Below are 23,342 nucleotides of genomic sequence, written 5' to 3'. Positions count from 1 at the left end.
CGGCGTGCGCCGAGGGGTGGGCGGCGGGCCCGTCTCCGGTGTGCGGGCGGACGGGGCCGACGGGCGCAAGCGCCGGTCGGCCGTACCGCCCGTCCGTCCGGTCAGCGGATCTTCTCGCCGTACACGTGGTCGACGGGCATGGTCATGAGCACCCTGCGGTCGGAGACCATGACCGACCGGTACTCCTCCCAGTCGGGGTGCTCCCCGGCGGCGAGGCGGTAGTAGTCCACCAGCGCCTCGACATCGGGGCCGTGCGGGTCGGTGCCGGGGCCGGTGAGGGTGGCCACGCCCTCGGCGGTGGCCCACGCCCAGCCGTCGGCGCTGGTGACCTGGAGCGTGGCGCGCGGGTCGCGGCGCAGGTTGGCGGTCTTGGCCCGGCCCTCGGTCATGGAGACGTGCAGCAGGTCGGTCTCGGCGTCGTAGAAGGGCTGGACGGGGGAGAGCTGGGGGCGGCCGTCGGCCTTGATGGTGGCCAGGACCCCGAGCTTGCTCCGGGCGAGCAGCGCGCGCGGGTCGAACGTCGTCGCGGTCATGTTCCAGGACCCCTCTCTGCCGGGTGGTGGCGGTGCGCGGTGGCACCGGCCGTGTGCGGCCGGTCACGATCGTACTCCCGGTGCGCGCGGCCGTCCCGCTCCCGCCGCGCGGCGCACACCGCCGTGTCCGTCGGCCGGGGCGCGCGACCGGGCCCGCCACCCGGCGCTCCGGGCCACCCGTGTGCGCGTCGGCCGGGGCGGGGGTGCGGCCTGAGCACTCCGACGACTCCCCCGGGGTGCGCTGAACAGCGCGGACACCGGAGCGGTGGCGCGGGCGCGGCCCCTGTGCGCCTTCCGGCCGCAGAGGGCCGAGGGGGCCTTGATAGTCTGCCGGGGCCAGTCGTACCACGTACGTGGTCAGGGAATCCGGTGCGAATCCGGAACTGACGCGCAGCGGTGAGGGGGACGGGCGGGGTACTCACGCCACTGGGGCGGAGGCCGCGGAGACCACGGCGTCGAGGCGGCACCGACCTGGGAAGGCACCCCGTCCGGACGAACCCGAGTCCGAAGACCTGCTGGCCCCTCCGCGTCGAGTGCGCGGAGGCGTCCCGTGCCAGGCTCCGCGTTCGAGCCCCGACATCCAAGGCATGCCCATGCTGCGTCGCGCCCCGCGCCCCCTTCCCCTCCTGCTCGCCTCCGCGCTGCTGCTCACCGCCTGCGCCCCCTCCCCGGGAGGGGGGAGCGGCGGGGGGGAGGCCGCCGCCGACGCCCGCGCGGTCGACAACTGCGGGCACCGGGTGGGCGTCGACGCCCCGCCCGAGCGCGTCGTCTCCCTCAACCAGGGCAGCACCGAGATCCTGCTCTCACTGGGGTTGGCGGACCGCCTCGTCGGCACCGCCACCTGGACCGATCCGATCATGGAGGGACTGGAGGAGGCCAACGGGGGCATCCCCCGCCTGGCCGACAACGCCCCCTCCTTCGAGGTGGTCCTGGACGCCGAACCGGACTTCGTGACCGCCTCCTTCGTCTCCACGCTCGGCACGGGCGGTGTCGCCACCCGCGAGCAGTTCGAGGAGCTGGGCGTGCCCACCTACGTCTCCCCGACCGACTGCGCCACCGGCAAGGACAACGACAGCGGGGGAGACGGCTCGCGCAGCGAACCCCTCACCCTCGACGCCGTCTACGGCGAGATCCGCGACCTGGCCCTGCTGTTCGGGGTCGAGGAGCGCGGGGAGGAGCTGATCGCGGAGCTGGAGGGGCGGGTGGCTGCGGCCACCTCGGACCTGGACGCCTCCGGCGTCTCCCTCATGTACTGGTTCGCCAACTCCCAGTCGCCCTACCTCGCGGGCTGCTGCGGCGCTCCCGGCGCCATCACCCGCGCGGTCGGCGCGCGGAACGCCTTCGACGACACCCACGACGAATGGCCCCAGATCAACTGGGAGACCGTCGCCGACCGCGACCCCGACGTCATCGTCCTCGGTGACCTGACCCGCGACTCCCAGACCGCGGAGTCCGCCGACGCCAAGATCGCGTTCCTGGAGTCCAATCCCGCCACGGGCAACCTCACCGCCGTGCGCGAGGAGCGCTACGTCCTGCTCAGCGGCCAGGCGATGAACCCCTCGATCCGCACGGTCGAGGGGATCGAGCAGGTCGCCGAGGGTCTGCGCGGCCTCGGGCTCGGCCGGTGAGCGGTGCGCGTCTGGCGCTGCTCTCCTGCGGTGGACTGGTGCTCCTGGCCGTGTCGGTCTCGGTCGCGGTGACCATCGGCCCCGCCGACATCACCACGGCCGAGGTCTGGGGGTCGGTCGCCGCGCGGCTGGGGTTCGGGGAGAGCGGGCTGTCGCCGCTGCGCGAGGGCATCGTCTGGGACCTGCGCATGCCCCGCACCCTGCTCGCCGCGGTGTGCGGGGCCGGGCTGGCGCTGTGCGGGGCGGTCATGCAGTCCCTGCTGCGCAACCCGCTGGCGGACCCCTTCGTGCTCGGGGTGTCCTCGGGGGCCTCCACCGGGGCGGTCGCCGTGCTGGTGCTGGGCTGGGGCGGTGCGGTGGTGTCGCTGTCGGCGGGCGCCTTCGTCGGCGCCCTGCTCTCCTTCGGGCTGGTGGTGCTGCTCGCGCACACCCTGGGCGCGAGCATGGACCGCGTGGTGCTGTCGGGGGTGGCGGCCATGCAGCTGTTCTCGGCGCTGACCTCGTTCATCGTGCTGACCTCGGCCGACGCCGAGACCACGCGCGGGGTGCTGTTCTGGCTGCTGGGCTCCCTCAGCGGCGCCGGGTGGGACGACGTGGTGCTGTGCGCGGCGGTGCTGGCCGGTGTGCTCGCCGTGTGCCTGGCGCACACCACCACCCTGGACGCGTTCGCCTTCGGTGAGGAGGCCGCGGCGAACCTGGGCGTGCGGGTGGCCCGCGCCCGCATGGTGCTGCTGTGCGCCACCGCGCTGCTCACCGCCGCCCTGGTCAGCGCGGCCGGGGCGATCGGCTTCGTGGGGCTGGTCCTGCCGCACGCGGCCCGCGCGCTCACCGGCGCGGCCCACGCCAGGCTCCTGCCGGTGACCGCGCTGGCGGGCGCCGTCTTCCTGGTGTGGGTGGACACGGTCGCCCGCACCGCGCTGGACCCCCAGGAGATCCCGGTGGGGGTGGTGACCTCCCTCATCGGGGTTCCCGCCTTCGTCGCCGTGCTCTACCGCGCCAGGAGGCACACGTGACCCATTCCGACCAGGCGGTGGCGCGCGGCCGCGACGGCGCGTCCTCCGTGACGGCGCCGGGGACGGCCGCCGCGCCCGAGGTGCTCGGCGCGACTGCTCCGCCCGCCCGCCCGGCGCTCACGACCGACGGCCCACCGCCCGAGGAGGGGGAGCCGACGCGGGGCGGCGGTCCCGGCGCGGCCGGGCTGCGCGCCGAACGGGTGAGCCGCCTGATCGGCGGAGGGCTCGTCCTGGACGGCGTCACCCTCGCTCCGCGCCCCGGCGAGACCGTCGGCCTGCTCGGCCCCAACGGTTCGGGCAAGTCCACGCTGCTGCGGCTGCTCTCGGGCGTCCTGGCGCCCTCCGCGGGCGTGGTCGCCCTCGACGGCGAGCCGATCGGCCGGACCGCGCGCCGGACGGTGGCGCGGCGCGTGGCCGCCGTCGAACAGAACGCGCACACCCAGACCGAGCTGACCGTCCGCGACGTGGTGGCCCTGGGGCGCGTCCCCCACCGCCGCGCCTGGACGCCCATGTCCGCGGCCGACGCGGACGCCGTCGCGGCGGCACTGGAGCGCACCGGCCTGACCGCCACCGCCGACCGGTCCTGGCACACGCTCTCCGGCGGTGAGCGCCAGCGCGCCCAGATCGCCCGCGCCCTGGCCCAGGAGCCGAGCGAACTGCTGCTCGACGAGCCGACCAACCACCTCGACATCCAGTACCAGCTCGACCTCATGGAACTGGTCGCGGGCCTGCCGGTCACCACCGTCATCGCCATGCACGACCTCAACCTGGCCGCGATGTACTGCGACCGGCTGCTGGTGCTGCGCGGTGGGCGAGTCGTCGCCGAGGGCGCGCCCCCGCGGGTCCTGACCCCCGACCTCATCGAGGAGGTCTACGGGGTCCGGGCCGAGGTCGAACCCGGACCCGGACACCCGGTGATCCGCTTCCTGCGCCGCGGCTCCGAGCCGCCGCGCCACAGTGACGCCCCCGCCGCCGAGGCGCGGACGACCCCCGGACCCGAACGGTCCGACCGACGATGGGGAGCTAACCCCGAAGGAGGAATCCGGCCATGACGGTACGGATCGCACTGCTGTCCACCTCCGACACCGACCTGCTCTCCGCGCGGGCCAGCGACCGCGCGTACGCGTGGGCCAACCCCTCCCGCGCCTCCGACGCCGAACTCACCGGCGTCGTCGAGGGCGCCGACCTGGTGGTGGTGCGGCTGCTCGGCTCCCCGCACGACCTGTGGCCGGGTCTGGCCGCCGTCCGGGAGCGGGGCACGCCGCTGGTCGTCCTGGGCGGCGAGCAGCAGCCCAGCGCCGAACTCATGGAGCACTCCACCGTCCCGATCGGCCTGGCGGCCGACGCCCACCGCTACCTGGCCGAGGGAGGTCCGGCCAACCTCGCGCGCCTGCACGCCTTCCTGTCCGACACCGTGCTGCTGACCGGCGAGGGGTTCGAGGCTCCCGCCCCCGTCCCGCTGTGGGGCTTCGCGGAGCGGGACCGGCCGTCGTCCACCACATCCGACGACCGGTCCCCGACCGCGGGCCCCTCCTCCGACGGGAACCTGCCGAAGGTGGGCATCCTCTACTACCGGGCGCACGAGGCGGGCGGCAACACCGCCTTCGCGCACGCCCTGGCCGACGCCGTCGACGCCACCGGGCAGGCCGTGGGCGTGCCCGTGTTCGCCGGGTCGCTGCGCTCGGCGCCCGACGAGCTGTACGAGGCGCTCGCCGGCTTCGACGCGCTGGTGGTCACCGTCCTGGCGGCGGGCGGCAGCGTCCCCGCGTCCGCGAGCGCGGGCGGGGACGACGAGGCGTGGGACGTGGAGCGGATGGCGGCCCTGGACGTCCCCGTCCTCCAGGGGCTGTGCCTGACGAGTCCGCGCGCGGACTGGGAGGCCTCCGACGACGGCGTCACCCCGCTGGACTCGGCGAGCCAGATCGCCATCCCCGAGTTCGACGGCCGCATCATCACCGTCCCCTTCTCCTTCAAGGAGATCGACCGCGACGGCCTGCCCCGCTACGTCGCCGACCCCGAGCGCTGCGCCCGCCTGGCCGGGATCGCGGTCGCCCACGCCCGGCTGCGGCACGTGCCCACCGCCGACAAGCGCGTCGCCGTCGTCCTGTCCGCCTACCCCACCAAGCACTCGCGCATCGGCAACGCCGTCGGGCTCGACACGCCCCGCTCCCTGGTGCGCCTGCTGCGCCGGATGCGCGCCGAGGGATACGACCTGGGCGGGCCCGGCGCCCTGCCCGGCCTGGACCTGCCCGACGAGACCGAGGCCGGGGACGCGCTGATCCACGCCCTGATCGCGGCGGGCGGCCAGGACGAGGACTGGCTGACCTCCGTGCAGCTGACCGACGCCCAGGTGCGCATCACCCCCGAGGAGTACGCCGCCTGGACCGAGGGCCTGCCCGCCCCGCTGAGGGAGGCGATGACCGAGGCGTGGGGCGCCGCGCCCGGCAGCCTCTACGTCAACGACGCCGGCGAGCTGGTCCTGGCCGCGATGCGCGCGGGCAACGTGGTCGTCCTGGTCCAGCCCCCGCGCGGCTTCGGCGAGAACCCGATCGCGATCTACCACGACCCCGACCTGCCCCCCAGCCACCACTACCTGGCCGCCTACCGGTGGCTGGAGCGCGGCTTCGGCGCCCACGCCGTCGTCCACCTGGGCAAGCACGGCTCGCTGGAGTGGCTGCCCGGCAAGAACGCCGCGCTCTCGGCCGCCTGCGCCACCGACGCGGTGCTGGGCGACCTGCCGCTCGTCTACCCGTTCCTGGTCAACGACCCGGGCGAGGGCGCCCAGGCCAAGCGCCGAGCCCACGCCACGGTCGTGGACCACCTCATCCCGCCGATGGCCCGCGCCGAGTCCTACGGCGACATCGCCCGCCTGGAGCAGCTGCTCGACGAGCACGCCAACATCGCGGCCATGGACCCGGCCAAGCTGCCCGCGGTGCGCGGCGAGATCTGGTCGCTGATGCGCGCGGCCGAGATGCACCGCGACCTCGGCCTTGAGGAGCGGCCCGACGACGAGGAGTTCGACGACTTCCTGCTCCACGTGGACGGCTGGCTGTGCGAGATCAAGGACGCGCAGATCCGCGACGGCCTGCACGTGCTCGGGGAGGCGCCCGAGGGCGAGGCCCGGGTGAACCTGGTCCTGGCCGTCCTGCGCGCCGCCCAGGTGTGGGGAGGGGTGGGGGCCGCGGTGCCCGGTCTGCGTTCGGCGCTGGGCCTGAAGGAGGACGCGCCCGCCGCCGAGGTCGACCAGGTGGAGGCCCTCGCCCGCGGCCTCGTCGAGCGGATGGAGGCCGCGGGCTGGGACCCGGCCGCCGCGTCCGGTCTGCACGACGACCCCGGGGTGCGCTCCGTCCTGGAGTTCGCCGCCGCGCAGGTGGCGCCGCGCCTGGCCCGCACCACCGACGAACTCGACCACGTCGTCCACGCCCTGGCGGGCGGCTTCGTCCCGGCGGGCCCCTCCGGCTCCCCGCTGCGCGGCCTGGTCAACGTGCTGCCGACCGGCCGCAACTTCTACACCGTCGACCCCCGCGCCGTCCCCTCCCGGCTGGCCTGGCAGACCGGGCAGGCGATGGCCGAGTCCCTGCTGCGCCGCCACCTGGAGGAGACCGGGACCTACCCCGAGTCGGTGGGCCTGTCGGTGTGGGGCACGTCGGCGATGCGCACCTCCGGCGACGACGTGGCCGAGGTGCTGGCGCTGCTGGGCGTGCGCCCGGAGTGGGACGAGGCCTCGCGCCGGGTCTCGCGGCTGGACGTGGTGCCGCTGGAGGAGCTGGGCCGCCCGCGCGTGGACGTCACGGTGCGCATCTCCGGCTTCTTCCGCGACGCCTTCCCGCACGTGGTCGCCATGCTCGACGACGCGGTGAACCTGGTGGCCGACCTGGACGAGCCCGAGGAGGGCAACTTCGTGCGCGCCCACACCCGAGCCGACCTGGCCGAGCACGGCGACCGGCGCCGCGCCACAACCCGGATCTTCGGCTCCGCGCCCGGCTCCTACGGCGCGGGCATCCTCCAGGTGGTGGAGTCGGGCACCTGGCGCGACGACCGCGACCTGGCCGAGGTCTACACCGCCTGGGGCGGCTTCGCCTACGGGCGGGGCCTGGACGGCGTCGCGGCGGCCGACGACATGCGCGCCAACTACCGCCGGATCAAGGTCGCGGCCAAGAACGTGGACAGCGCCGAGCACGACATCGCCGACTCCGACGACTACTTCCAGTACCACGGCGGCATGATCGCCACCGTCCGCGCCCTCACCGGCGCCGACCCCAAGGCCTACGTCGGCGACTCCACCTCGCCCGACGCGGTGCGCACGCGCACCCTGGCCGAGGAGACCGCCCGCGTGTTCCGGGCCCGGGTGGTCAACCCGCGCTGGATCTCGGCCATGCGCCGCCACGGCTACAAGGGAGCCTTCGAGCTGGCCGCCACGGTCGACTACCTCTTCGGCTTCGACGCCACGGCCGGTGTCGTGCACGACTGGATGTACGACAAGCTCGCCGCCGAGTACGTGCTCGACGCCGACACCCAGGAGTTCCTGCGCCGCTCCAACCCGTGGGCGCTGCACGGTATCGTCGAGCGGCTGCACGAGGCCGCCCGGCGCGGTCTGTGGGCCGAGCCGGACCCGGCGACGCTGGAGGCCCTCCAGGAGGTCTACCTGGAGGTCGAGGGAGACCTGGAGGACCGGTCCGAGTGAGGGTGCGCATCCTGGGCATCGGCATGGGGCCGCGGCACCTCACCCCCGAGGCCGCCGACGCGCTGCGCGGCTGCGACTACGCGGTGGCCGCCCGAAAACGCGGGGACGACGGGCTGCTGGCCCTGCGCCGGGCCGTGTGCGAGGCGCACGGCGTGCCGCTGGTCGCGGTGCCCGACCCCGAGCGCGACCGCGACGACCCGGCGGACTACGCGGCCGCGGTGGCCGCCTGGCACGAGGCGCGGGTCGCCGCCTACGAGCGGGTGCTGGGCGAGCGCGGCGGCACCGCGGCGTTCCTGGTCTGGGGCGATCCGGGTCTGTACGACTCCACGCTGCGGATCGTGGAACGGATCGCCGCGCGGGGGGTCGTCGCGGTGGAGTACGACGTGCTCCCCGGCGTCAGCGCCCCCCAGCTCCTCGCGGCGCGGCACCGGATCGTGCTGCACGAGGTGGGGCGTCCGGTGCACGTGACCCCCGCGCGCCTGCTGGGCGAGGCGGTGGCGGCGGGGCAGGACAACATCGTGGTCATGCTCGGCGGCGAGGCGGTGCTGGGGGGCGGGCTCGCGTTCGGCGAGTTGAGGGACTGGACGGTCTGGTGGGGCGCCAACCTGGGTACCGACACCGAGGAGCTGGTCGCCGGGCGGGTCGGCGCGGCGCAGCCCGACATCGCCGCGCGCCGCAGGAGGGCCCGGGCGCGGGCGGGCTGGGTGATGGACGTCGCGCTGCTGAGGAGGCCGGTGTGAGCGGTGCGGGAACGGGGGCGGGGCTGCTGGTCGCCGGGACCACCTCCGACGCGGGCAAGAGCGTGGTCACCACCGCCCTGTGCCGGGCCTTCGCGCGCCGCGGCGCGCGGGTCGCCCCCTACAAGGCGCAGAACATGTCCAACAACTCCATGGTCTGCCACGGTCCCGACGGCCGTCCGGCGGAGATCGGCCGCGCCCAGTGGGTGCAGGCCCTGGCCGCCCGCGCCGTGCCCGAGCCCGCCATGAACCCGGTGCTCCTCAAACCGGGCACCGACCGGCGCAGCCACGCCGTCCTGCTGGGCCATCCCGCGGGGGACGTCTCCTCGGCCGACTGGGAGGCGGGCCGCCGCCACCTTGCCCGGGCCGCGCACGCCGCCTACGACGACCTCGCCTCCCGCCACGACGTCGTCGTCGCCGAGGGTGCGGGCAGTCCCGCCGAGATCAACCTGCGGGCGGGCGACTACGTCAACATGGGCCTGGCCCGGCACGCGGGCCTGCCCGTGGTGGTGGTCGGCGACATCGACCGGGGCGGCGTCTTCGCCGCGATGTACGGCACGGTGGGCCTGCTGGAGCCCGCCGACCAGGAACTGGTCGCGGGCTTCGTGGTCAACAAGTTCCGCGGGGACCCCGGGCTGCTGCGGCCCGGCCTGGAGGACCTCGAACGGCTCACCGGCCGCCGGGTCTACGGCACCCTGCCGTGGGACCCGGGGCTGTGGCTGGACTCCGAGGACGCCCTGGACCTGGAGGGTCGCCGTGCGCGCGGGGGAGAGGGGCTGAGGGTGGCCGTGGTGCGCCTGCCCCGGATCAGCAACTTCACCGACGTGGACGCCCTCGGGCTGGAACCGGGCCTGGACGTCGTCTTCGCCTCCGGCCCGCGCGATCTGGCCGACGCCGACCTGGTCGTCCTGCCCGGTACGCGTTCCACCCTGGCCGACCTGGCCTGGCTGCGCTCGCGCGGGCTCGACCTGGCGATCGTGGAGCACGCCCGGCGCGGTCGGCCGCTGCTGGGGATCTGCGGCGGGTTCCAGATGCTCGGCCGCACCGTCACCGACGCCGACGGGGTCGAGGCCGAACCCGGGGCGCGCGCGGACGGCCTCGGGCTGCTGGACGCCCGGACCGACTTCACCGCGGACAAGACCCTGCGCCTGCCCTCGGGGGAGGCGCTCGGGGCGCCCGCGCACGGCTACGAGATCCACCACGGCCGGGTCACTGTGGGCGGCGGAGCGGAGGGGTTCCCGGGGGGAGCCCGGGCGGGCAACGTCTTCGGCACCATGTGGCACGGCAGCCTGGAGGGCGACGCCTTCCGCGCCGCCTTCCTGGCCGAGGCGCTGGGCTGCGCGCCCTCCGGGGTGCGCTTCGCCGCCGCCCGGGAGCGGCGACTGGACCTGCTCGCCGACCTGGCGGAGGAGTACCTGGACGTGGACGCCCTGCTCGCCCTGGCCCGCGGGGGAGCCCCGGCGGGTCTGCCCGCGCTGGCCCCGGGGACCCCGCCCGCCGCCCGTCCGCGGCACGGGTCCGGGACGGAGGTGTCCGGGTGAGGCTGCTGCTCTTGGGGGGAACGTCCGAGGCCCGTGAGCTGGCCGCCCTCCTGGTCGAGGCGGGCGTGGACGTGACCACGTCGCTGGCCGGGCGGGTGGCCCGGCCCCGCCTGCCGGTGGGGAAGGTGCGGATCGGCGGCTTCGGGGGAGTGCCCGGCCTGCGCGCGGCGCTGGCCTCCTACGACGCGGTGGTGGACGCCACCCACCCCTTCGCCCTGGGTATGACCGCCAACGCGGCGGCGGCCTGCACGGACCTTCCCCTGCTGCGGCTGGAGCGGCCGGGCTGGGATCCCGATCCGGCCTGGCGGTACGCCGCCACCCACGACGAGGCGGCGGAGCGGGCCGCGGCGCTCGGGGAGCGCCCCTTCCTCACGGTGGGCCGCCAGGAACTCGCCCGCTTCGTGCCGAGGCTGGGGCGGCGTGCGGTCCTGGCCCGGGTGGTGGACCTCCCCGAGGCCGTGCTGCCCGGGACGTGGTCGCTGCTGACCAGCCGGGGGCCGTACACCCTGGACGGCGAACTGGAGCTGATGGGCGGGCACCGCGCGGACGTGCTGGTCACCAAGGACTCCGGCGGCGCCTACACCCGGCCCAAGATGGAGGCCGCCAGGACGCTGGGGGTCCCGGTCGTGGTGGTGCGGCGCCCGCCGGGACCCGCCGGTGTGCCCACCGTCCACGACGTGGCCGCGGCGTTCGCCTGGGTGACCGCCCTGGGGTGAGGGGAGACCGCGGGACGGCCGCGGCCGTCGCCACCGGCGCACGCGGGCCGTGTCAGCGGGCGAACCGGCTCTTCAGCTCGTCGGTGTCCAGGATGATCCCGGTGCCGGGGATCTCGACCCTGCCGCCGCAGACGTGCCTTGACCGGTCCTGGTACCCACCGTGTCCGGGACGGGGGTGCGCCACCACGGCGTTCACGTCACGGTCGGCCAACAGCTGGGCGGGGGTTTCGGTGGCGGCGTAGGCAGCGGGCTTCCCGACCCGGTCGCGGGCGTGCGTTCCGGCTCCGTTGAGGGGGCCTCGCCCCGGGGTCCGCGCAGCGCGGGCATCAGGACGCCGTCCACCAGCGACACGAGGAAGTCCCGGTCGAAGGGCCTGCGCTGGACGAGCGCGCGGTAGGCGGCCATCGACGCGACGACCTGGGAGAGGGTGTCGACGTCGGCCGTGGCCGCGGCCTCCCCGCGTTCGACGGCGCGCCGCATGAGGAGGCGGTGGGCCTCGGCCCAGGGCTGGACGATCGCGGCGCCGACGGCGTCGGCGCAGGACTGGTCCTGGACGAGCAGCGAGGCCAGCCCCGCCATGATCCGGAGCCGGCGCTCGCCCTCCCGCGCCGACTGGGGCCGGAACAGGCCGAGCAGGTCCTCCCGGAGGTCGCCGGTGTCGGGCAGGCTCCCGGTGTCGACCTGGTCGCGCTTCATGCGCGCCACCGCGTCGATCACCAGTTCCGTCTTTGAGGGCCAGCGGCGGTAGAGCGTGGCCTTCCCGGCTCCGGCGCGGGCCGCGACGGCGTCCATCGTCAGCCCGGCGAACCCGGAGTCGGCCAGGACCTCCAGCGTCGCGTCGAGGATGGCGCCGTCACGGGAGCGGTCCCGCCTGCGTCCGGGACGCGCGGGACCGCCGCCGGTCGCGGCGGGGGAGCGGGTGCCGCCGTCTCGTGTCATGGTGCTCTCCTCCTCGTCTCACCGCTGGTCAGAACGATACACACCAGTTCCGGAACAGAGTAGTTCAGGAACGAAATAGTTCCGGAACTGGCTTGTATCGAAATGTCGGGACGGTGTGGCACGATGAGCCGATGCACCACGTGAGTGACGACGAACGGCGCGCCCGCATCGGCGTTCGGCACGCCCTGGCGACGGGTTTCCACGCGGACTCCCCGGAGGCGGCCACGCGGGCGGTGACCGCCCTGCACGCCACCGAACCGGCCACCGTCTACCTGTCGTGCCGGGCGCGCGTGCCCTCGCTGACCGTGGCCGACCTCGACGGGGCGCTCTACGGGGAGCGGCGGCTGGTGAAGCAGTTGGCGATGCGGCGCACGCTCTTCGTCTTCCCCCGTGGACTGCTGCCCGCCGTGTGGCCGAGCGCCTCCGCGCGCGTCGCCGCGGCGGAGCGAGCCCGCATGCGCAAGGACCTGGTCAGGGAGGGGATCGCCGACGACGGCGACGCCTGGCTCGACCGGGCCCGCGCCGAGGTCCTGGCCCTGCTCGCGGACGAACCCGGGGGGCTGGTGGCCGCCGACGTGCGCCGGGCGGTGCCGAGGATCGACGTGAGGGTGGCGGGGTCGGCGGGAGAGGTGTGGTCGGCCCCGCGGGTGCTCACCCTCCTCGGCGCCGCCGCCGACATCGTGCGCGGCGCCAACACCGGCCGCTTCGCGGTCTCGCAGCCGCGCTGGACCCTGACCGGGCACTGGCTCGACGCCGTTCCCGCCCCGTGGAGCGCCGCCGAGGGCTACCGGGAGCTCGTCCGCCTCTGGCTGCACAGTTTCGGTCCGGGTACCGAGGACGACATCGTCTGGTGGCTGGGGTCCACCAAGACGGCGGTGCGCACGGCGCTGGCCGAACTCGGCGCGGCCATGGTCTCCCTCGACGGCGGCGCGACCGGCTGGCTCCTGCCCGACGACCTGGGCGAGGCGGCCGACCCGGGCCCGTGGGTCGCCCTGCTGCCGGTGCTCGACCCGACCGTCATGGGCTGGCGCGGCCGGGACTTCTACCTGGGCCCGCACCGCGCGCGGCTCTTCGACGACCGCGGCAACGCGGGCACGACCGCCTGGGCGGACGGCCGCGTGGTCGGGACGTGGGTGCAGGACGGCTCCGGCGCGGTCCGGGTGCACCTGCTCGAACCGGTGCCGACGGCCACGCGCCGGGCACTGGGGGAGGAGGCGGCCCGCCTGACCGAGTGGCTCGGCGGTGTGCGGATCGGCACCGGCTACGTGTCGCCCGCTATGAGGGCCGCCCGGGCCGTGTGGGAGTGAGAACGGCCCGGCGCGGCCGCGCACGGCCTGACCGGAAGAGGCGGCGGTTTCGCCCGGTCCGGCGCGGGCCGTCAGGAGGGGCAGGCGGCGCGGGGCCGGAACGGGGGCTAGGAGCGCACGGCGTCCGCGAAGCGGGCGGCGAGCCGGGGATGTCCGGCCCAGTGGACGTGCAGGTAGGAGGCGTGCAGCGTCGGCGAGGCGAAGCCCTCCGGCGCGCCCTCGATCTCCCAGGCCGCACGGTCGCCGCAGGCGCCGGGGGTCGTCGCGGTGCGGTGGAACTCGTGCCCGGTGACCCGCTCCCCGGCCCGGGTCAGCAGGGTGTCCCCCGACGAGAGCGCCTCGGGGTAGCGCAGGGTGAGCCGCCCCGTCATCCGGGCGCGCGCGGGGACGGCCCCGGCCATGGGCTCGCCGTCGAGCGACTCGGCCAGGTAGAGCAGGCCCGCGCACTCGGCGACGGTCGGCACCCCGTCCCGCACCGCCTCGCGCAGCTGGGTCAGCAGGCCGCGGTTGGCGGCGAGCTCACCGGCGTAGACCTCCGGGAAGCCGCCGCCGAGGTAGACGCCCCGGGTGCCCGGGGGGAGCGCGGTGTCGCCCAGCGGATCGAAGGCGACGACCTCGCACCCGGCGGCGGCGAGCAGTTCCTCGGTCTCGGCGTAGCGGAAGGTGAAGGCCCGGCCGCCCGCCACCGCGACCACCGGCCGCCGTGGAGCGAGGGGCTCGTGGGGTCCGTGGTCCGTGTGGGCTGTGTGACGACCACGGGAACCGCCGGGGACACGAGCCGTTCGGGGCCCATGATCCGTGCGCACGGCGTGAGAAGCACGGGCCGCCTCCCGCGCGGGCCCTCCGGGCGGGGTCCCCGGAGCGTGCGTCCCCAGCGCCCGTGCCGCATCCCACGGGCGGGCCTCCAGCGCGGGCGCCGAGCGGGCCACGGCGAGCAGCGCTTCCAGGTCCACCCGGCGCGCGACGTGCTCCCCGAGCCGTTCGACCACGCGCGCCGACTCCGCCCGCTCCGACGCCGGGACCAGCCCCAGGTGCCGGGACGGGCTGGCGATCCGCTCGTCGCGGTGGACCACGCCCAGGACCGGCAGGTGCGTGGCCCGGGTGATCTCGGCGACGTTGCGCGCCGAACCCGCCTGGTTGAGGATCACCCCGACCACCTCGACCGCCGGGTCGTAGGCGGCCATCCCCGCCACCAGCGCGCCCACCGAACGCGACATCCGCGACACGTCCACCACCAGCACCACCGGTGTCCGCGTCAGGGCCGCGACGTGCGCGGACGATGCGAACCCGTCGGTGCCCAGCCGCCCGTCGTGCAGGCCCATGACCCCCTCGACGACGGCGACGTCCGCGCCGCGCGCCCCGTGCAGCAGCAGCGGCACCACGCGTTCCTCGCCGACCAGGTGCGGGTCCAGGTTGCGGCCCGGACGCCCGGTGGCCAGGGCGTGGTAGCCGGGGTCGATGTAGTCGGGCCCCACCTTGTGCCCGCTCACCGCGTGCCCGGCGTCGCGCAGCGCCGCCATCAGCCCGGTCGCGACCGTGGTCTTGCCCTGCCCGGTCATGGGAGCGGCGATCATCAGCCGGGGCAGCGCCGTCGACCGCACCGGCGGCGTCGGCCCGGCCGACCCCGGTCTCCCGGCGCCCCGGCCCTCCGCCGAGCCCCCGCAGGCTCCGGGGGAGGTCACCACTCGATCCCCCGCTGCCCCTTGCGCCCGGCGTCCATGGGGTGCTTGACCTTGGTCATCTCGGTGACCAGGTCGGCGGCCTCCAGCAGCCGCGGGTCGGCGCGGCGGCCGGTGATCACCACGTGCTGGCGGCCGGGACGGTCCCGCAGGGCGGCCAGGACGTCCCCGACGTCCACCCACCCCCAGTTGAGCGGGTAGGTGAACTCGTCGAGGATGAGCAGGTCGTGCGTCTGGTCGGCGAGCCTTCGCCTGATCTCCGCCCACCCCTCGGCGGCGTCCGCCGCGTGGTCCTCGGCGTCGCCCTTGCGGCGGCTCCACGACCAGCCCGAACCCATCTTGTGCCACTCGACCGGGCCGCCCTCGCCGGTCTGCTCGTGCAGCTCGCCCAGGCGTTCCAGCACGGTCTGCTCGCCGATGCGCCACTTCGCCGACTTGACGAACTGGAACACCCCGATCCGCCATCCCTGGTTCCAGCCGCGCAGCGCGAGGCCGAACGCGGCGGTCGACTTGCCCTTGCCGTCACCGGTGTGCACGGCGAACAGGGGCTGGTTGCGGCGCTGGCGCGTGGTGAGTCCGTCGTCGGGGACGACGAGCGGCTGTCCCTTGGGCATCAGGCGGCCCTCTCTCGTACGGCGGTGCCCAGCGCGTCGGCGCTGACCTCGCTGACGGGCATGTGGTCGGCGCCCAGGCGGGCGGCCAGGGCGGCGGCCAGGCCCAGGCGCAGCGGTCCGGACTCGCCGTCCACCACGACGGTGGTCACGCCCAGCCCGGCGACGCGGTCGGCGGCGGCCATCGCGCGGCCCACCGCGCCCTTGCCGCCGGTGGCCCGGCCGTCGGTGACCACGACCAGGAGCGGGCGCAGCCTCGGGTCCCGCAGCCGCTCGCGGCGCAGGACGCGGGCCGCCTCCTCCAGCCCCTCGGCCAGCGGGGTGCGCCCCCCGGCGGGCAGGTCGTCGAGGCGGGCGGCGGCCACGTCCACCGACCGGGTCGGCGGCAGGGCGAGTTCGGCCTCGCGCCCCCGGAAGGTGACCAGGCCGACCTTGTCGCGGCGCCGGTAGGCGTCCAGGAGCAGGGACAGGATCGCGGTCTTGACCTCGGTCATGCGCCTGCGCGCCGCCATGGAGCCGGACGCGTCCACGCAGAACAGCACCAGGTTGGTCTCCTGCCCCTCGCGGACCGCGACGCGCAGGTCGCGGGGGCGCAGCCGCAGTCGGCCGCCCTCCTGGGGCCGCAGCGCGGCGGCCCGCACGGTCTCCACCAGGTGGACGGCGCTGCCCGAACCCCGTCCGGGCGCGGCGGCGCCGATCCGGCGGCCCCGCGCGCCCACGGCCCGGCTGCGCCTGCCGTCGGCGCCCTCGCCGGAGCCCCGCACGGTGAGCAGCCGGGTCCGGTAGGGGGCGGCGGCCTTGGCGGTGGCCGGTGGGGCGCCGGAGGGGCGGGGCTCGGCGGAGTCGCCCTCGGCGCCGTCGGGCGCGTGCTCGGCGGAGGCGGGGGAGTGCTCCCGGCCGGGCTGTTCGGCGCCGGGGGTCTGGGCTTGCCCGTCGTCCCCGGAGTGATCCTGGGGGCTGGCGTCGTCGGAGGGGTCCTGTGGGTCTTGTGCGTCCGACGGGGCCTCGGAACCGTCGCCGTCGTCGCTTCCGCGCGGGCCCGGCGGCTCCGGGGGGTCGGGCGGCGGTTCCTCGTCGCCCAGGATCCGGTCCAGGAGCTCCTCGTCCAGTCCCGGCGCGTCGAAGGGGTTGCGTCGGCGCCGGTGCGGCAGGGCGAGCGTGGCGGCGCGGCGGATGTCGGCCCGGGTGACCCGCGTCCGGCCCGCCCAGGCCGCGTGCGCCATCGCCGTGCGCGCGGTCACGATGTCGGCGCGCAGGCCGTCCACGTCGTAGGCCGCGCACACCTCGGCGATCTTCAGCAGCGCCGCCTCGGACAGGCGCACCCGGCCCAGCGCCTCCCGTGCCGCCGCGATGCGTTCGGCCAGGGCCTTCTCCGCCTCGTGGTAGCGACCGGCGAAGGCGGCGGGGTCGGCGTCGTGGGACATGCGCCTGCGCACCACCTCGGCGCGGGTCGCGGGGTCGGACGGCGCGGCGACCTCGACGGTGAGCCCGAACCGGTCCAGGAGCTGCGGGCGCAGCTCGCCCTCCTCGGGATTCATGGTGCCGATGAGCAGGAACCGGGCCGCGTGCTCCACGGAGAACCCGTCGCGCTCCACGGTGACCCGGCCGGTGGCTGCGGCGTCCAGGAGCAGGTCCACCAAGTGGTCGTGCAGGAGGTTGACCTCGTCGACGTAGAGGATGCCGCGGTGGGCCCGGGCCAGCAGACCGGGTTCGTAGGCGACCCTGCCGTGGGTGAGGGCCTGCTCCAGGTGCAGGGACCCCAGCACGCGGTCCTCGGTGGCGCCGACGGGCAGTTCGACCAGGCGCACCGGGCGGCTCTCCACGGCCGTGCCGGACCCGAAGGGCCCGTCGGGGGAGTGCTGCGCCGGGTCGGCGGGGTCCACGGAGAACCGGTCGCCCTGGTAGACGTCGACGGGCGGCAGGAGGGAGGCCAGGGCACGGACCGCGGTGGACTTGGCGGTGCCCTTCTCGCCGCGCACCAGGACGCCGCCGATCTCCGGCGAGACGCTGGTGAGGACGAGGGACAGGCCCAGGTCGTCGAGTTCCTCGGCGTCGCAGCCGACGATCGCGGAAAAGGGGTAGTGCGGTGACCGCAATGGCATGTAGAGGCTCCCGCTCATGTCGCCATCGGTAAGGGACGGGCGCGAGGCCGGTCTTCGGACTTGCCGGGTCCTTCCTGGACGGAAGGCTCGGTTCACCGCAGCGGGCCTGTGCCGGAGTCTCACCGGGCTTCCCAGATTCTCCCCGTCGGCCGTCCCCACCGTTTCCGATGGCTGGGTCGTTGGGGCACCTCATGCCTGCCGCCACGATAGCGTCCGAGGAATGAAGGATGACGCGCCCCCTCCCCCCGAAACCAGGATCACCGTCGTCGGCATCGGCGCGGACGGCTGGTCCGGTCTGCCCGAGCGGCTGCGCGCACTCGTCCTGGCCGCCGACACGGTGCTGGGCGGGCGCAGGCACCTGACGATGCTCCCCGACCGGCCCCGGCAGCGCCGCCTGGCCTGGCCCTCACCCCTGCGCGAGGGCCTGCCGCCACTGCTGGCCTCGCTCGACGCCGCCTCCGCCGACCCCGCTTCCGCCGACGGCGCCTCCCCTGACACCCCCTCCACCGTGGCGCTGGCCTCCGGCGACCCCCTGGTCTCCGGCATCGCCACCACCCTGATCGACCTGCTGGGCGCGGACGCCGTGCGGGTGGAGCCCGCCGTCTCCTCGATCGCCCTGGCCCGCGCCCGCATGGGCTGGCCCGCCGAACGCTGCGCGGTGGTGGGCCTGGTCGGCCGCGACCCACGCCTGCTGCTGCGCCAGGTCGCCCCCGGCCACCGCGTCCTGGTGCTCTCCTCCGACGGCGCCACCCCCGCCGCGGTCGCCGCCCTGCTGGTCGGCGCGGGCTACGGCGCCAGCCGGATGACCGTGCTGGGCGACCTGGGCGCGGACTCCGAGTCGCGCCTGGAGACCACCGCCGACCACTGGCTCGCCTCGCCCCCCGGCGCGGTGCCCCCGCTGCACGTGCTGGCCCTGGAACTCCTCGGCCCGCCCGGCCACGGCCTGGTCGCGGGGCTGCCCGACGACGCCTTCGAACACGACGGGCAGCTCACCAAGCGCGACCTGCGCGCCTCGGCGCTGGCCCGCCTGGCGCCCTCGCCGGGCCAGCACCTGTGGGACGTGGGCGCGGGCGCGGGGTCGGTCGGCGTGGAGTGGATGCGCGCCCACCCCTCCTGCACCGCCACGGCGGTGGAGGCCCACCCCGAACGGGCCGCGCGGATCGGCCGCAACGCGGGCCGCCTCGGCGTTCCCGGACTGGAGGTGGTCACCGGCCGCGCGCCGGACGCGCTGGCCGGGCTGCCCGCGCCCGACGCGGTGTTCGTCGGCGGCGGCGCGACCCGGCCGGGCGTGCTCGACGCCTGTCTGGGGGCGCTGCGGCCGGGAGGTCGGATCGTGGTGCACGGGGTGACGCTGGAGACCGAGCAGCTGCTCGCCGACGCCCACCGGCGCCACGGGGGCGAGCTGACCCGGATCGCGGTCGAGACCACCGCGCCCATCGGCGCGTTCACCGGCTGGACGCCCGCCCGCACGGTCACCCAGTGGTGCCTGGCGGCGGGCCGCTGACCCGAGGCCGGGCCGGGTCGTAGAGGTAGGACTCACCACCCGTCTCCGGATCGAGCGCCCGCCCCACCAGGATCACCGCCGCCTGCCGGAACCCGGCCTCCTCCACCGCGTCGGCCACGGTGGAGACCGTGCCGCGCAGCACCGCCTCGCCCGGCTGGCTGGCCCGGTACACCACGACCACCGGGCAGTCGCCGCCGTACTCGGGTTCGATCTCGGCCATCAGCTCGCGCACCCGCCGGATCGCCAGGTGCAGCACCAGTGTGGCCCGGGTCGCGGCGAACGCGGCCAGCGACTCGGTCCCGGGCATGGCGGTCGAGCGGGCCCGCGTCCGGGTCAGCACCACCGACTGGGCCACCAGCGGCACGGTCAGCTCCCGTCCCGCCAGGGCCGAGGCGGCCGCGTACGCGGGCACCCCGGGCGTGACGTCCCACGGAACGCCGTGCGCGTCCAGCCTGCGGGTCTGCTCGGCCAGCGCCGAGTACAGCGACGGGTCGCCGGAGGTGAGCCGTACGACGTCGCGGCCCGCCGCGTGCGCACGGACCAGGTGGTCGGTGATGCGGTCCAGGTCCAAGCCCTGGGTGTCCACCAGCTGCGCGCCGGGCGCGCAGTGCGTCAGGACCTGCGGGTCCAGGTAGGTGCCGGGGTAGAGCACCACGTCGGCCCCGGCGAGCATGCGCGTGGCGCGCACGGTCAGCAGGTCGGCGGCGCCGGGCCCCGCGCCCACGAAGTGCACGGTCACGGCTTCACCCACCTGGGGGTCCACACGCGGCCCGCCTCGGTGACCCGGGTCCCGGACGCGCCGACGATGAGCAGGCAGCGCATGTCCACGGCGGCGGGGTCGAGTCCGCCCAGGCTGGTCACCGTCAGGGACTCGCCGTCGCGGCCCACGTCGCGGCCGACGACGACCACGGTGTCGGGGCTGCGGTGCTCCAGCAGGACGCGGCGCGCGGTGGCGATCTGCTCGGTCCGGGACCGGGAGGCGGGGTTGTAGACGGCCAGCGCCAGGTCGGCCTCGGCGACGGCGCGCAGCCGCCGCTCGACCACCTCCCAAGGTTTGAGGCGGTCCGACAGGCTCATCACCGCGAAGTCGCCGCCCACGGGGGCTCCCGCGCGGGCCGCGACCGCCTGGACGGCGCTCACCCCCGGCAGCACCCGGACGGGCACGTCCCGGTAGGCGGGGTCCTCGGCGGCCTCGAACACGGCGGTGGCCATGCCGAAGACCCCGGCGTCCCCGCCGGAGACCACGGCCACGCGTTCGCCGCGCCCGGCCAGGTCGAGGGCGAACCGGGCGCGCTGGAGTTCGACGGTGTTGCCGGAGGCGTGCCGGGTCAGCCCGGGGCGCTGCGGGACCCGGTTGACGTAGGGGCCGTAGCCCACCACGTGGTCCACCCCGGCCAGCGCCGCGCTCGCCTCGGGGGTGAGCCATTCCTCGGGGCCGGGGCCCAGACCCACGACCAGCAGTTCGGCCGCCGGTCCGGCGGGACCGGGCTCGACCCCGGCCGCCGGTTCCGTCCGCGCCCGCGCGTCCGCGCCGACCCGCCGGGAGCGCGGGCCGTTGCGGCTGTCCCCGGTCACCAGCACCAGGGAGAAGTAGGGCACCGTCGCCGGGTCGACCTCGGCCACCGGCAGCCGCCGCTCCCCGCCCATCGAGGCCCGCTCCACGTACACCGCGTGCTCCAGCCGACCCGCCGCGGCCAGGGCGCGGCGCACCGCCGGGAAGGTCCGGCCCAGCTTCATGACCACGGCCGCGTCGGTGTCGGCCAGGCGCCGGGCCAGTTCCGGCTCGGGCAGGGTGCCGGGCAGCACGGTGAGCACGTCGGTCTGCCGGGCCAGCGGGGCGGCCGCGGCGGCCGTGGCGGCGGCGAACGCCGGGACGCCCGGCACGATCTCGGTGGGGTAGCGCTCGGACAGCCGGTCGTGCATGTACATGTACGACCCGTAGAACAGCGGGTCGCCCTCCGAGAGCAGGACGACGTCGCGCCCGGCGTCCAGGTGGGCGGCCAGCCGCGCGGCGGACTCCTCGTAGAAGTCGGCCAGCGCACCCGCGTAGCCGCCCGGGTGGTCGGTCGCCCCGGTGGTCACCGGATAGGTCAACCGCTCCTCGACCACGCCGTCCGGGATCAGCGCGTCGGCGATGCGGCGGGCGTTGGACTCCTTGCCCACGCCCGCGTGGTAGGCGACGACGTCGGCCGCGGCGATGAGCCTGGCCGCCTTGAGGGTGATCAGCTCGGGGTCGCCCGGGCCGACGCCGACGCCGTGGAAACGACCGGTCATTCCTGCTCCTTGGCGAGTGCGTTGAGGGCCGATGAGGTCATCGCCGAACCCCCGCGGCGGCCGCGTGCGGTCACGTAGGGGACGTCGACGCCGTGGCGGTCGCACAGCTCGGTCAGCGCCTGCTTGGACTCGGCGGCGCCGATGAAGCCGACCGGGCAGCCCACGATCGCCGCGGGGCGCGGAGCGCCGTCGATCAGCATCTCCAACAGGTGGAACAGGGCGGTGGGCGCGTTGCCGACGGCGACCACGGCGCCGTCGAGCAGCGGCTCCCACAGCGACACCGCGGCGGCCGTGCGGGTGGTGCCCCACTCCCGGGCCAGGCCGGGCACCCGTTCGTCGCCCAGGAGGCAGAGCACCTCGTTGTCGCTGGGCAGGCGGCTCGCGGTCACGCCGGAGGCCACCATGCGCGCGTCGCACAGGATCGGCGCACCGGCCCGGAGGGCGGCGCGCGCCGCGGGAACCAGGTCGGGGTGGACGACGAGGTCGTCGGCGAGGTCGACCTGGCCGGTGCCGTGGATCATCCGCACGGCGAGCCGCTCGGCGTTGGCCGGCAGGTGGTCGAGCCGGGCCTCGCGCCGGATGGTGGCGAAGGAGTCGGCGTAGATGGCGGGACCGTCGTCGACGTACTCGTAGTGCCGGTTCGGTCTTCTGGGGGAGGTCACCGCGCCTCCCCGGGGACGAGCACGGCGCGCCACGGCGTGACCACGAGTTCGCCGGAACCGGCCTCGACGGCTTCGGCGGTGAGCGCTTCGGCTGCGGCCCGGTCCAGGCCCGCCTCGGGCACGGGGACGTGCCGACCGATCCCGGGTACCGGGCCGTGCGGCAGCGGCGGCGCGGGCTCGGGCAGTCCCGGGTCGGGCGGCGCCGGGTCGGTCAGGGGCGAGGGGAGTTCGGCCACGTGCCAGGGGGCGTCGGGGCCGTCGCCGCGCAGCTCCAGGAACCGGTCGGCGAGGCGCACGAGCGACGCGGGGGCCTCCTCCAGGGGCGTCGGCGGGCCCCAGTGCTCCCCGACCCTGAGCTGGGCGGTACGCGCGTCGAGGGCGACGAGCCCCAGGTCGCAGGTGCGTTCCAGCAGGTCGCCGCTTCCGTCGTCCAAGGCGAAGAGGAAGCGGCCGGGCAGGGCGGCGCGGCGCGGTTCGGCGCACAGCAGCGCGTCCAGCTCGGCGGCCACGGGCCGCAGGTCCGTCCTTCCTGCTCCGAGCCCCGTGCGGGGGGAGACCATGACGTTGCGGACCAGTTCGTGGGAGGGCGAGGGCAGCAGTCCGGTTCCCTCCAGGGCCCGGAGCACGTCGGGGGAGAGCCGCGCCCCGTCTCCGGGCAGGGCGCGCAGCTGCACGTTGGCCCGCCCGGTGACGTGGATCCGGCCGTCGCCGTACTCCTGGGCCACGGCGGCCAGGGCGCGCAGCGAACGGACGGGAAGCCTGCCGCCGACGAGCCGGAGCCGCACCAGCAGCCCGTCGTCGGCGGGCCAGGGCCGCAGGGCGCCCGGGCAGCGGTCGCGCCGGGCGCGGACGGTGGGGGATGGGGATGGGGAGCCCATCGGGGACATGCGCGTCCTTCTGGTCAGGGACCCGTTCGCGGGGTCCGCGGTCGACCTGGCGGCCCGTCACCGCCAGCGCCAGCAGGTCTTCGGACTCGGGATCGACCGGTGCGGAGCGCCTTCCCGGAGCGTGCGCTCCAGTGGCTGTCCCGGGGAAGCGCGTCCCCGGGGCGTGCCCGCCCGTCACCCTCACCGCTGCGCGTCAGTCCCGGGTTCGCACCGGGTTCCCTGCCCCACGAGGTGGAGTTCGACTGGCTCGACGAGGGTACCGTTCCCCTCCCGGGCCAGGTCCGGGGGCCTTCCCCCCAAGGGCCGCGGACCGGTGCCGCCCCGGGACGCCGTGGCGGAACCCGGGGGGCTCGCGAGTGCGGCCCGCTCCCGGAGGCGGAGGCGGAGGAGGCCCCCGGGGCCGCGGGGCCGAACGGCGCCCCGCGCGGCTGTCCGCGACCGGAGGCGGCGGCGCGCGGGTCCGCGGCGGCGCGTGTTTTCGGGCCCGGTTCCGGTCCGTTTTCGAGCGCGAAAGCGGTCGTGGCG

Annotated in this window: 18 protein-coding genes, 1 pseudogene and 3 riboswitches; of the genes and pseudogenes, 9 read left to right on the top strand and 10 right to left on the bottom strand. The window is 76.0% G+C overall.

Features of this window, described 5'->3' with window-relative positions; genetic code table 11:
• Positions 1-101 precede the first annotated feature (101 nt).
• Positions 102-533: a PPOX class F420-dependent oxidoreductase gene (locus tag KGD83_RS17805; protein WP_212640262.1), complete on the bottom strand. Its 432-nt coding sequence runs from the start codon at positions 531-533 to the stop codon at positions 102-104.
• Positions 534-853: 320 nt separating this feature from the next.
• Positions 854-1,067, top strand: a riboswitch (cobalamin riboswitch).
• Between the two features lie 59 nt (positions 1,068-1,126).
• Between KGD83_RS17805 and KGD83_RS17800 the strand changes: the two genes are divergently transcribed.
• From KGD83_RS17800 to KGD83_RS17770, 7 genes are read left to right on the top strand one after another with little or no spacing between them, the layout of a single operon-like run.
• Positions 1,127-2,161 (top strand): ABC transporter substrate-binding protein, encoded by a 1,035-nt coding sequence (locus KGD83_RS17800; protein ID WP_212644479.1) that lies wholly within the window; start codon positions 1,127-1,129, stop codon positions 2,159-2,161.
• Positions 2,158-3,174, top strand: a complete 1,017-nt coding sequence (locus tag KGD83_RS17795; RefSeq protein ID WP_212640261.1) for a FecCD family ABC transporter permease — start codon at positions 2,158-2,160, stop codon at positions 3,172-3,174. The genes KGD83_RS17800 and KGD83_RS17795 overlap by 4 nt, the downstream gene beginning before the upstream one ends.
• The gene (locus KGD83_RS17790; RefSeq protein WP_212640260.1) at positions 3,171-4,226 is read left to right on the top strand and encodes an ABC transporter ATP-binding protein; all 1,056 of its coding nucleotides are present in this window, start codon (positions 3,171-3,173) and stop codon (positions 4,224-4,226) included. The genes KGD83_RS17795 and KGD83_RS17790 overlap by 4 nt, the downstream gene beginning before the upstream one ends.
• Positions 4,223-7,858: a cobaltochelatase subunit CobN gene (gene cobN, locus KGD83_RS17785; RefSeq protein ID WP_212640259.1), complete on the top strand. Its 3,636-nt coding sequence runs from the start codon at positions 4,223-4,225 to the stop codon at positions 7,856-7,858. The genes KGD83_RS17790 and cobN overlap by 4 nt, the downstream gene beginning before the upstream one ends.
• On the top strand, positions 7,855-8,598 hold the full coding sequence (cobF, locus tag KGD83_RS17780) for a precorrin-6A synthase (deacetylating) (RefSeq protein WP_212640258.1): 744 nt from the start codon (positions 7,855-7,857) through the stop codon (positions 8,596-8,598). Before cobN ends, cobF begins: the two co-directional genes overlap by 4 nt.
• A complete protein-coding gene (locus KGD83_RS17775) occupies positions 8,595-10,136 on the top strand; it encodes a cobyric acid synthase (RefSeq protein ID WP_212640257.1) in 1,542 nt (513 codons plus the stop codon). Before cobF ends, KGD83_RS17775 begins: the two co-directional genes overlap by 4 nt.
• The gene (locus tag KGD83_RS17770) at positions 10,133-10,852 is read left to right on the top strand and encodes a cobalt-precorrin-6A reductase (RefSeq protein WP_212640256.1); all 720 of its coding nucleotides are present in this window, start codon (positions 10,133-10,135) and stop codon (positions 10,850-10,852) included. The genes KGD83_RS17775 and KGD83_RS17770 overlap by 4 nt, the downstream gene beginning before the upstream one ends.
• 52 nt (positions 10,853-10,904) lie before the next feature.
• On the opposite strand, the pseudogene KGD83_RS17765 reads toward KGD83_RS17770, so the two are convergent.
• A pseudogene (locus KGD83_RS17765) lies at positions 10,905-11,135 on the bottom strand (Uma2 family endonuclease); the annotation flags it as partial.
• Positions 11,045-11,791 carry a TetR/AcrR family transcriptional regulator gene (locus KGD83_RS17760; protein WP_249351928.1) on the bottom strand — a complete coding sequence of 249 codons (747 nt, stop codon included), beginning with the start codon at positions 11,789-11,791 and terminating at the stop codon, positions 11,045-11,047. The pseudogene KGD83_RS17765 and the gene KGD83_RS17760, both read right to left, overlap by 91 nt.
• Before the next feature lie 131 nt (positions 11,792-11,922).
• Between KGD83_RS17760 and KGD83_RS17755 the strand changes: the two genes are divergently transcribed.
• Positions 11,923-13,098 (top strand): winged helix DNA-binding domain-containing protein, encoded by a 1,176-nt coding sequence (locus KGD83_RS17755; protein WP_212640255.1) that lies wholly within the window; start codon positions 11,923-11,925, stop codon positions 13,096-13,098.
• Positions 13,099-13,205: 107 nt separating this feature from the next.
• Here the strand turns inward: KGD83_RS17755 and KGD83_RS17750 are convergent, their stop codons facing one another.
• The 3 genes from KGD83_RS17750 to KGD83_RS17740 form a co-directional block, all read right to left on the bottom strand.
• Positions 13,206-14,672: a cobyrinate a,c-diamide synthase gene (locus KGD83_RS17750; RefSeq protein ID WP_212644478.1), complete on the bottom strand. Its 1,467-nt coding sequence runs from the start codon at positions 14,670-14,672 to the stop codon at positions 13,206-13,208.
• A 104-nt stretch (positions 14,673-14,776) separates the two neighbouring features.
• Positions 14,777-15,391 carry a cob(I)yrinic acid a,c-diamide adenosyltransferase gene (cobO, locus tag KGD83_RS17745; protein ID WP_212640254.1) on the bottom strand — a complete coding sequence of 205 codons (615 nt, stop codon included), beginning with the start codon at positions 15,389-15,391 and terminating at the stop codon, positions 14,777-14,779.
• Positions 15,391-17,490, bottom strand: a complete 2,100-nt coding sequence (locus tag KGD83_RS17740) for a VWA domain-containing protein (RefSeq protein WP_394358120.1) — start codon at positions 17,488-17,490, stop codon at positions 15,391-15,393. Before KGD83_RS17740 ends, cobO begins: the two co-directional genes overlap by 1 nt.
• A gap of 28 nt (positions 17,491-17,518) precedes the next feature.
• A riboswitch (cobalamin riboswitch) is annotated at positions 17,519-17,660 on the bottom strand.
• A 50-nt stretch (positions 17,661-17,710) separates the two neighbouring features.
• On the opposite strand from KGD83_RS17740, the gene cbiE reads away from it, so the two are divergent.
• Positions 17,711-18,994, top strand: coding sequence for a precorrin-6y C5,15-methyltransferase (decarboxylating) subunit CbiE (gene cbiE / locus KGD83_RS17735; protein ID WP_212640253.1), 1,284 nt, complete (start codon positions 17,711-17,713; stop codon positions 18,992-18,994).
• Here the strand turns inward: cbiE and cobM are convergent.
• From cobM to KGD83_RS17715, 4 genes are read right to left on the bottom strand one after another with little or no spacing between them, the layout of a single operon-like run.
• Entirely contained in the window at positions 18,963-19,745 is a 783-nt protein-coding gene (gene cobM / locus KGD83_RS17730) for a precorrin-4 C(11)-methyltransferase (protein ID WP_212640252.1), read from the bottom strand. The two genes, cbiE and cobM, sit on opposite strands and share 32 nt — an antisense overlap.
• Positions 19,730-21,268, bottom strand: coding sequence for a precorrin-2 C(20)-methyltransferase (locus KGD83_RS17725; protein WP_212640251.1), 1,539 nt, complete (start codon positions 21,266-21,268; stop codon positions 19,730-19,732). The genes cobM and KGD83_RS17725 overlap by 16 nt, the downstream gene beginning before the upstream one ends.
• A complete protein-coding gene (locus tag KGD83_RS17720; RefSeq protein WP_212640250.1) occupies positions 21,265-21,930 on the bottom strand; it encodes a precorrin-8X methylmutase in 666 nt (221 codons plus the stop codon). Before KGD83_RS17720 ends, KGD83_RS17725 begins: the two co-directional genes overlap by 4 nt.
• Positions 21,927-22,817, bottom strand: coding sequence for a nitrite reductase (locus tag KGD83_RS17715; RefSeq protein ID WP_212640249.1), 891 nt, complete (start codon positions 22,815-22,817; stop codon positions 21,927-21,929). Before KGD83_RS17715 ends, KGD83_RS17720 begins: the two co-directional genes overlap by 4 nt.
• A 54-nt stretch (positions 22,818-22,871) precedes the next feature.
• A riboswitch (cobalamin riboswitch) is annotated at positions 22,872-23,078 on the bottom strand.
• Between the last annotated feature and the right edge of the window lie 264 nt (positions 23,079-23,342).

It is taken from the genome of Nocardiopsis akebiae, from assembly GCF_018316795.1.
In the GTDB taxonomy this organism is placed as follows: domain Bacteria; phylum Actinomycetota; class Actinomycetes; order Streptosporangiales; family Streptosporangiaceae; genus Nocardiopsis; species Nocardiopsis dassonvillei.
Note: the sequence above shows the minus strand (reverse complement) of the source record. Positions and strands in the feature narration are given on the sequence as shown.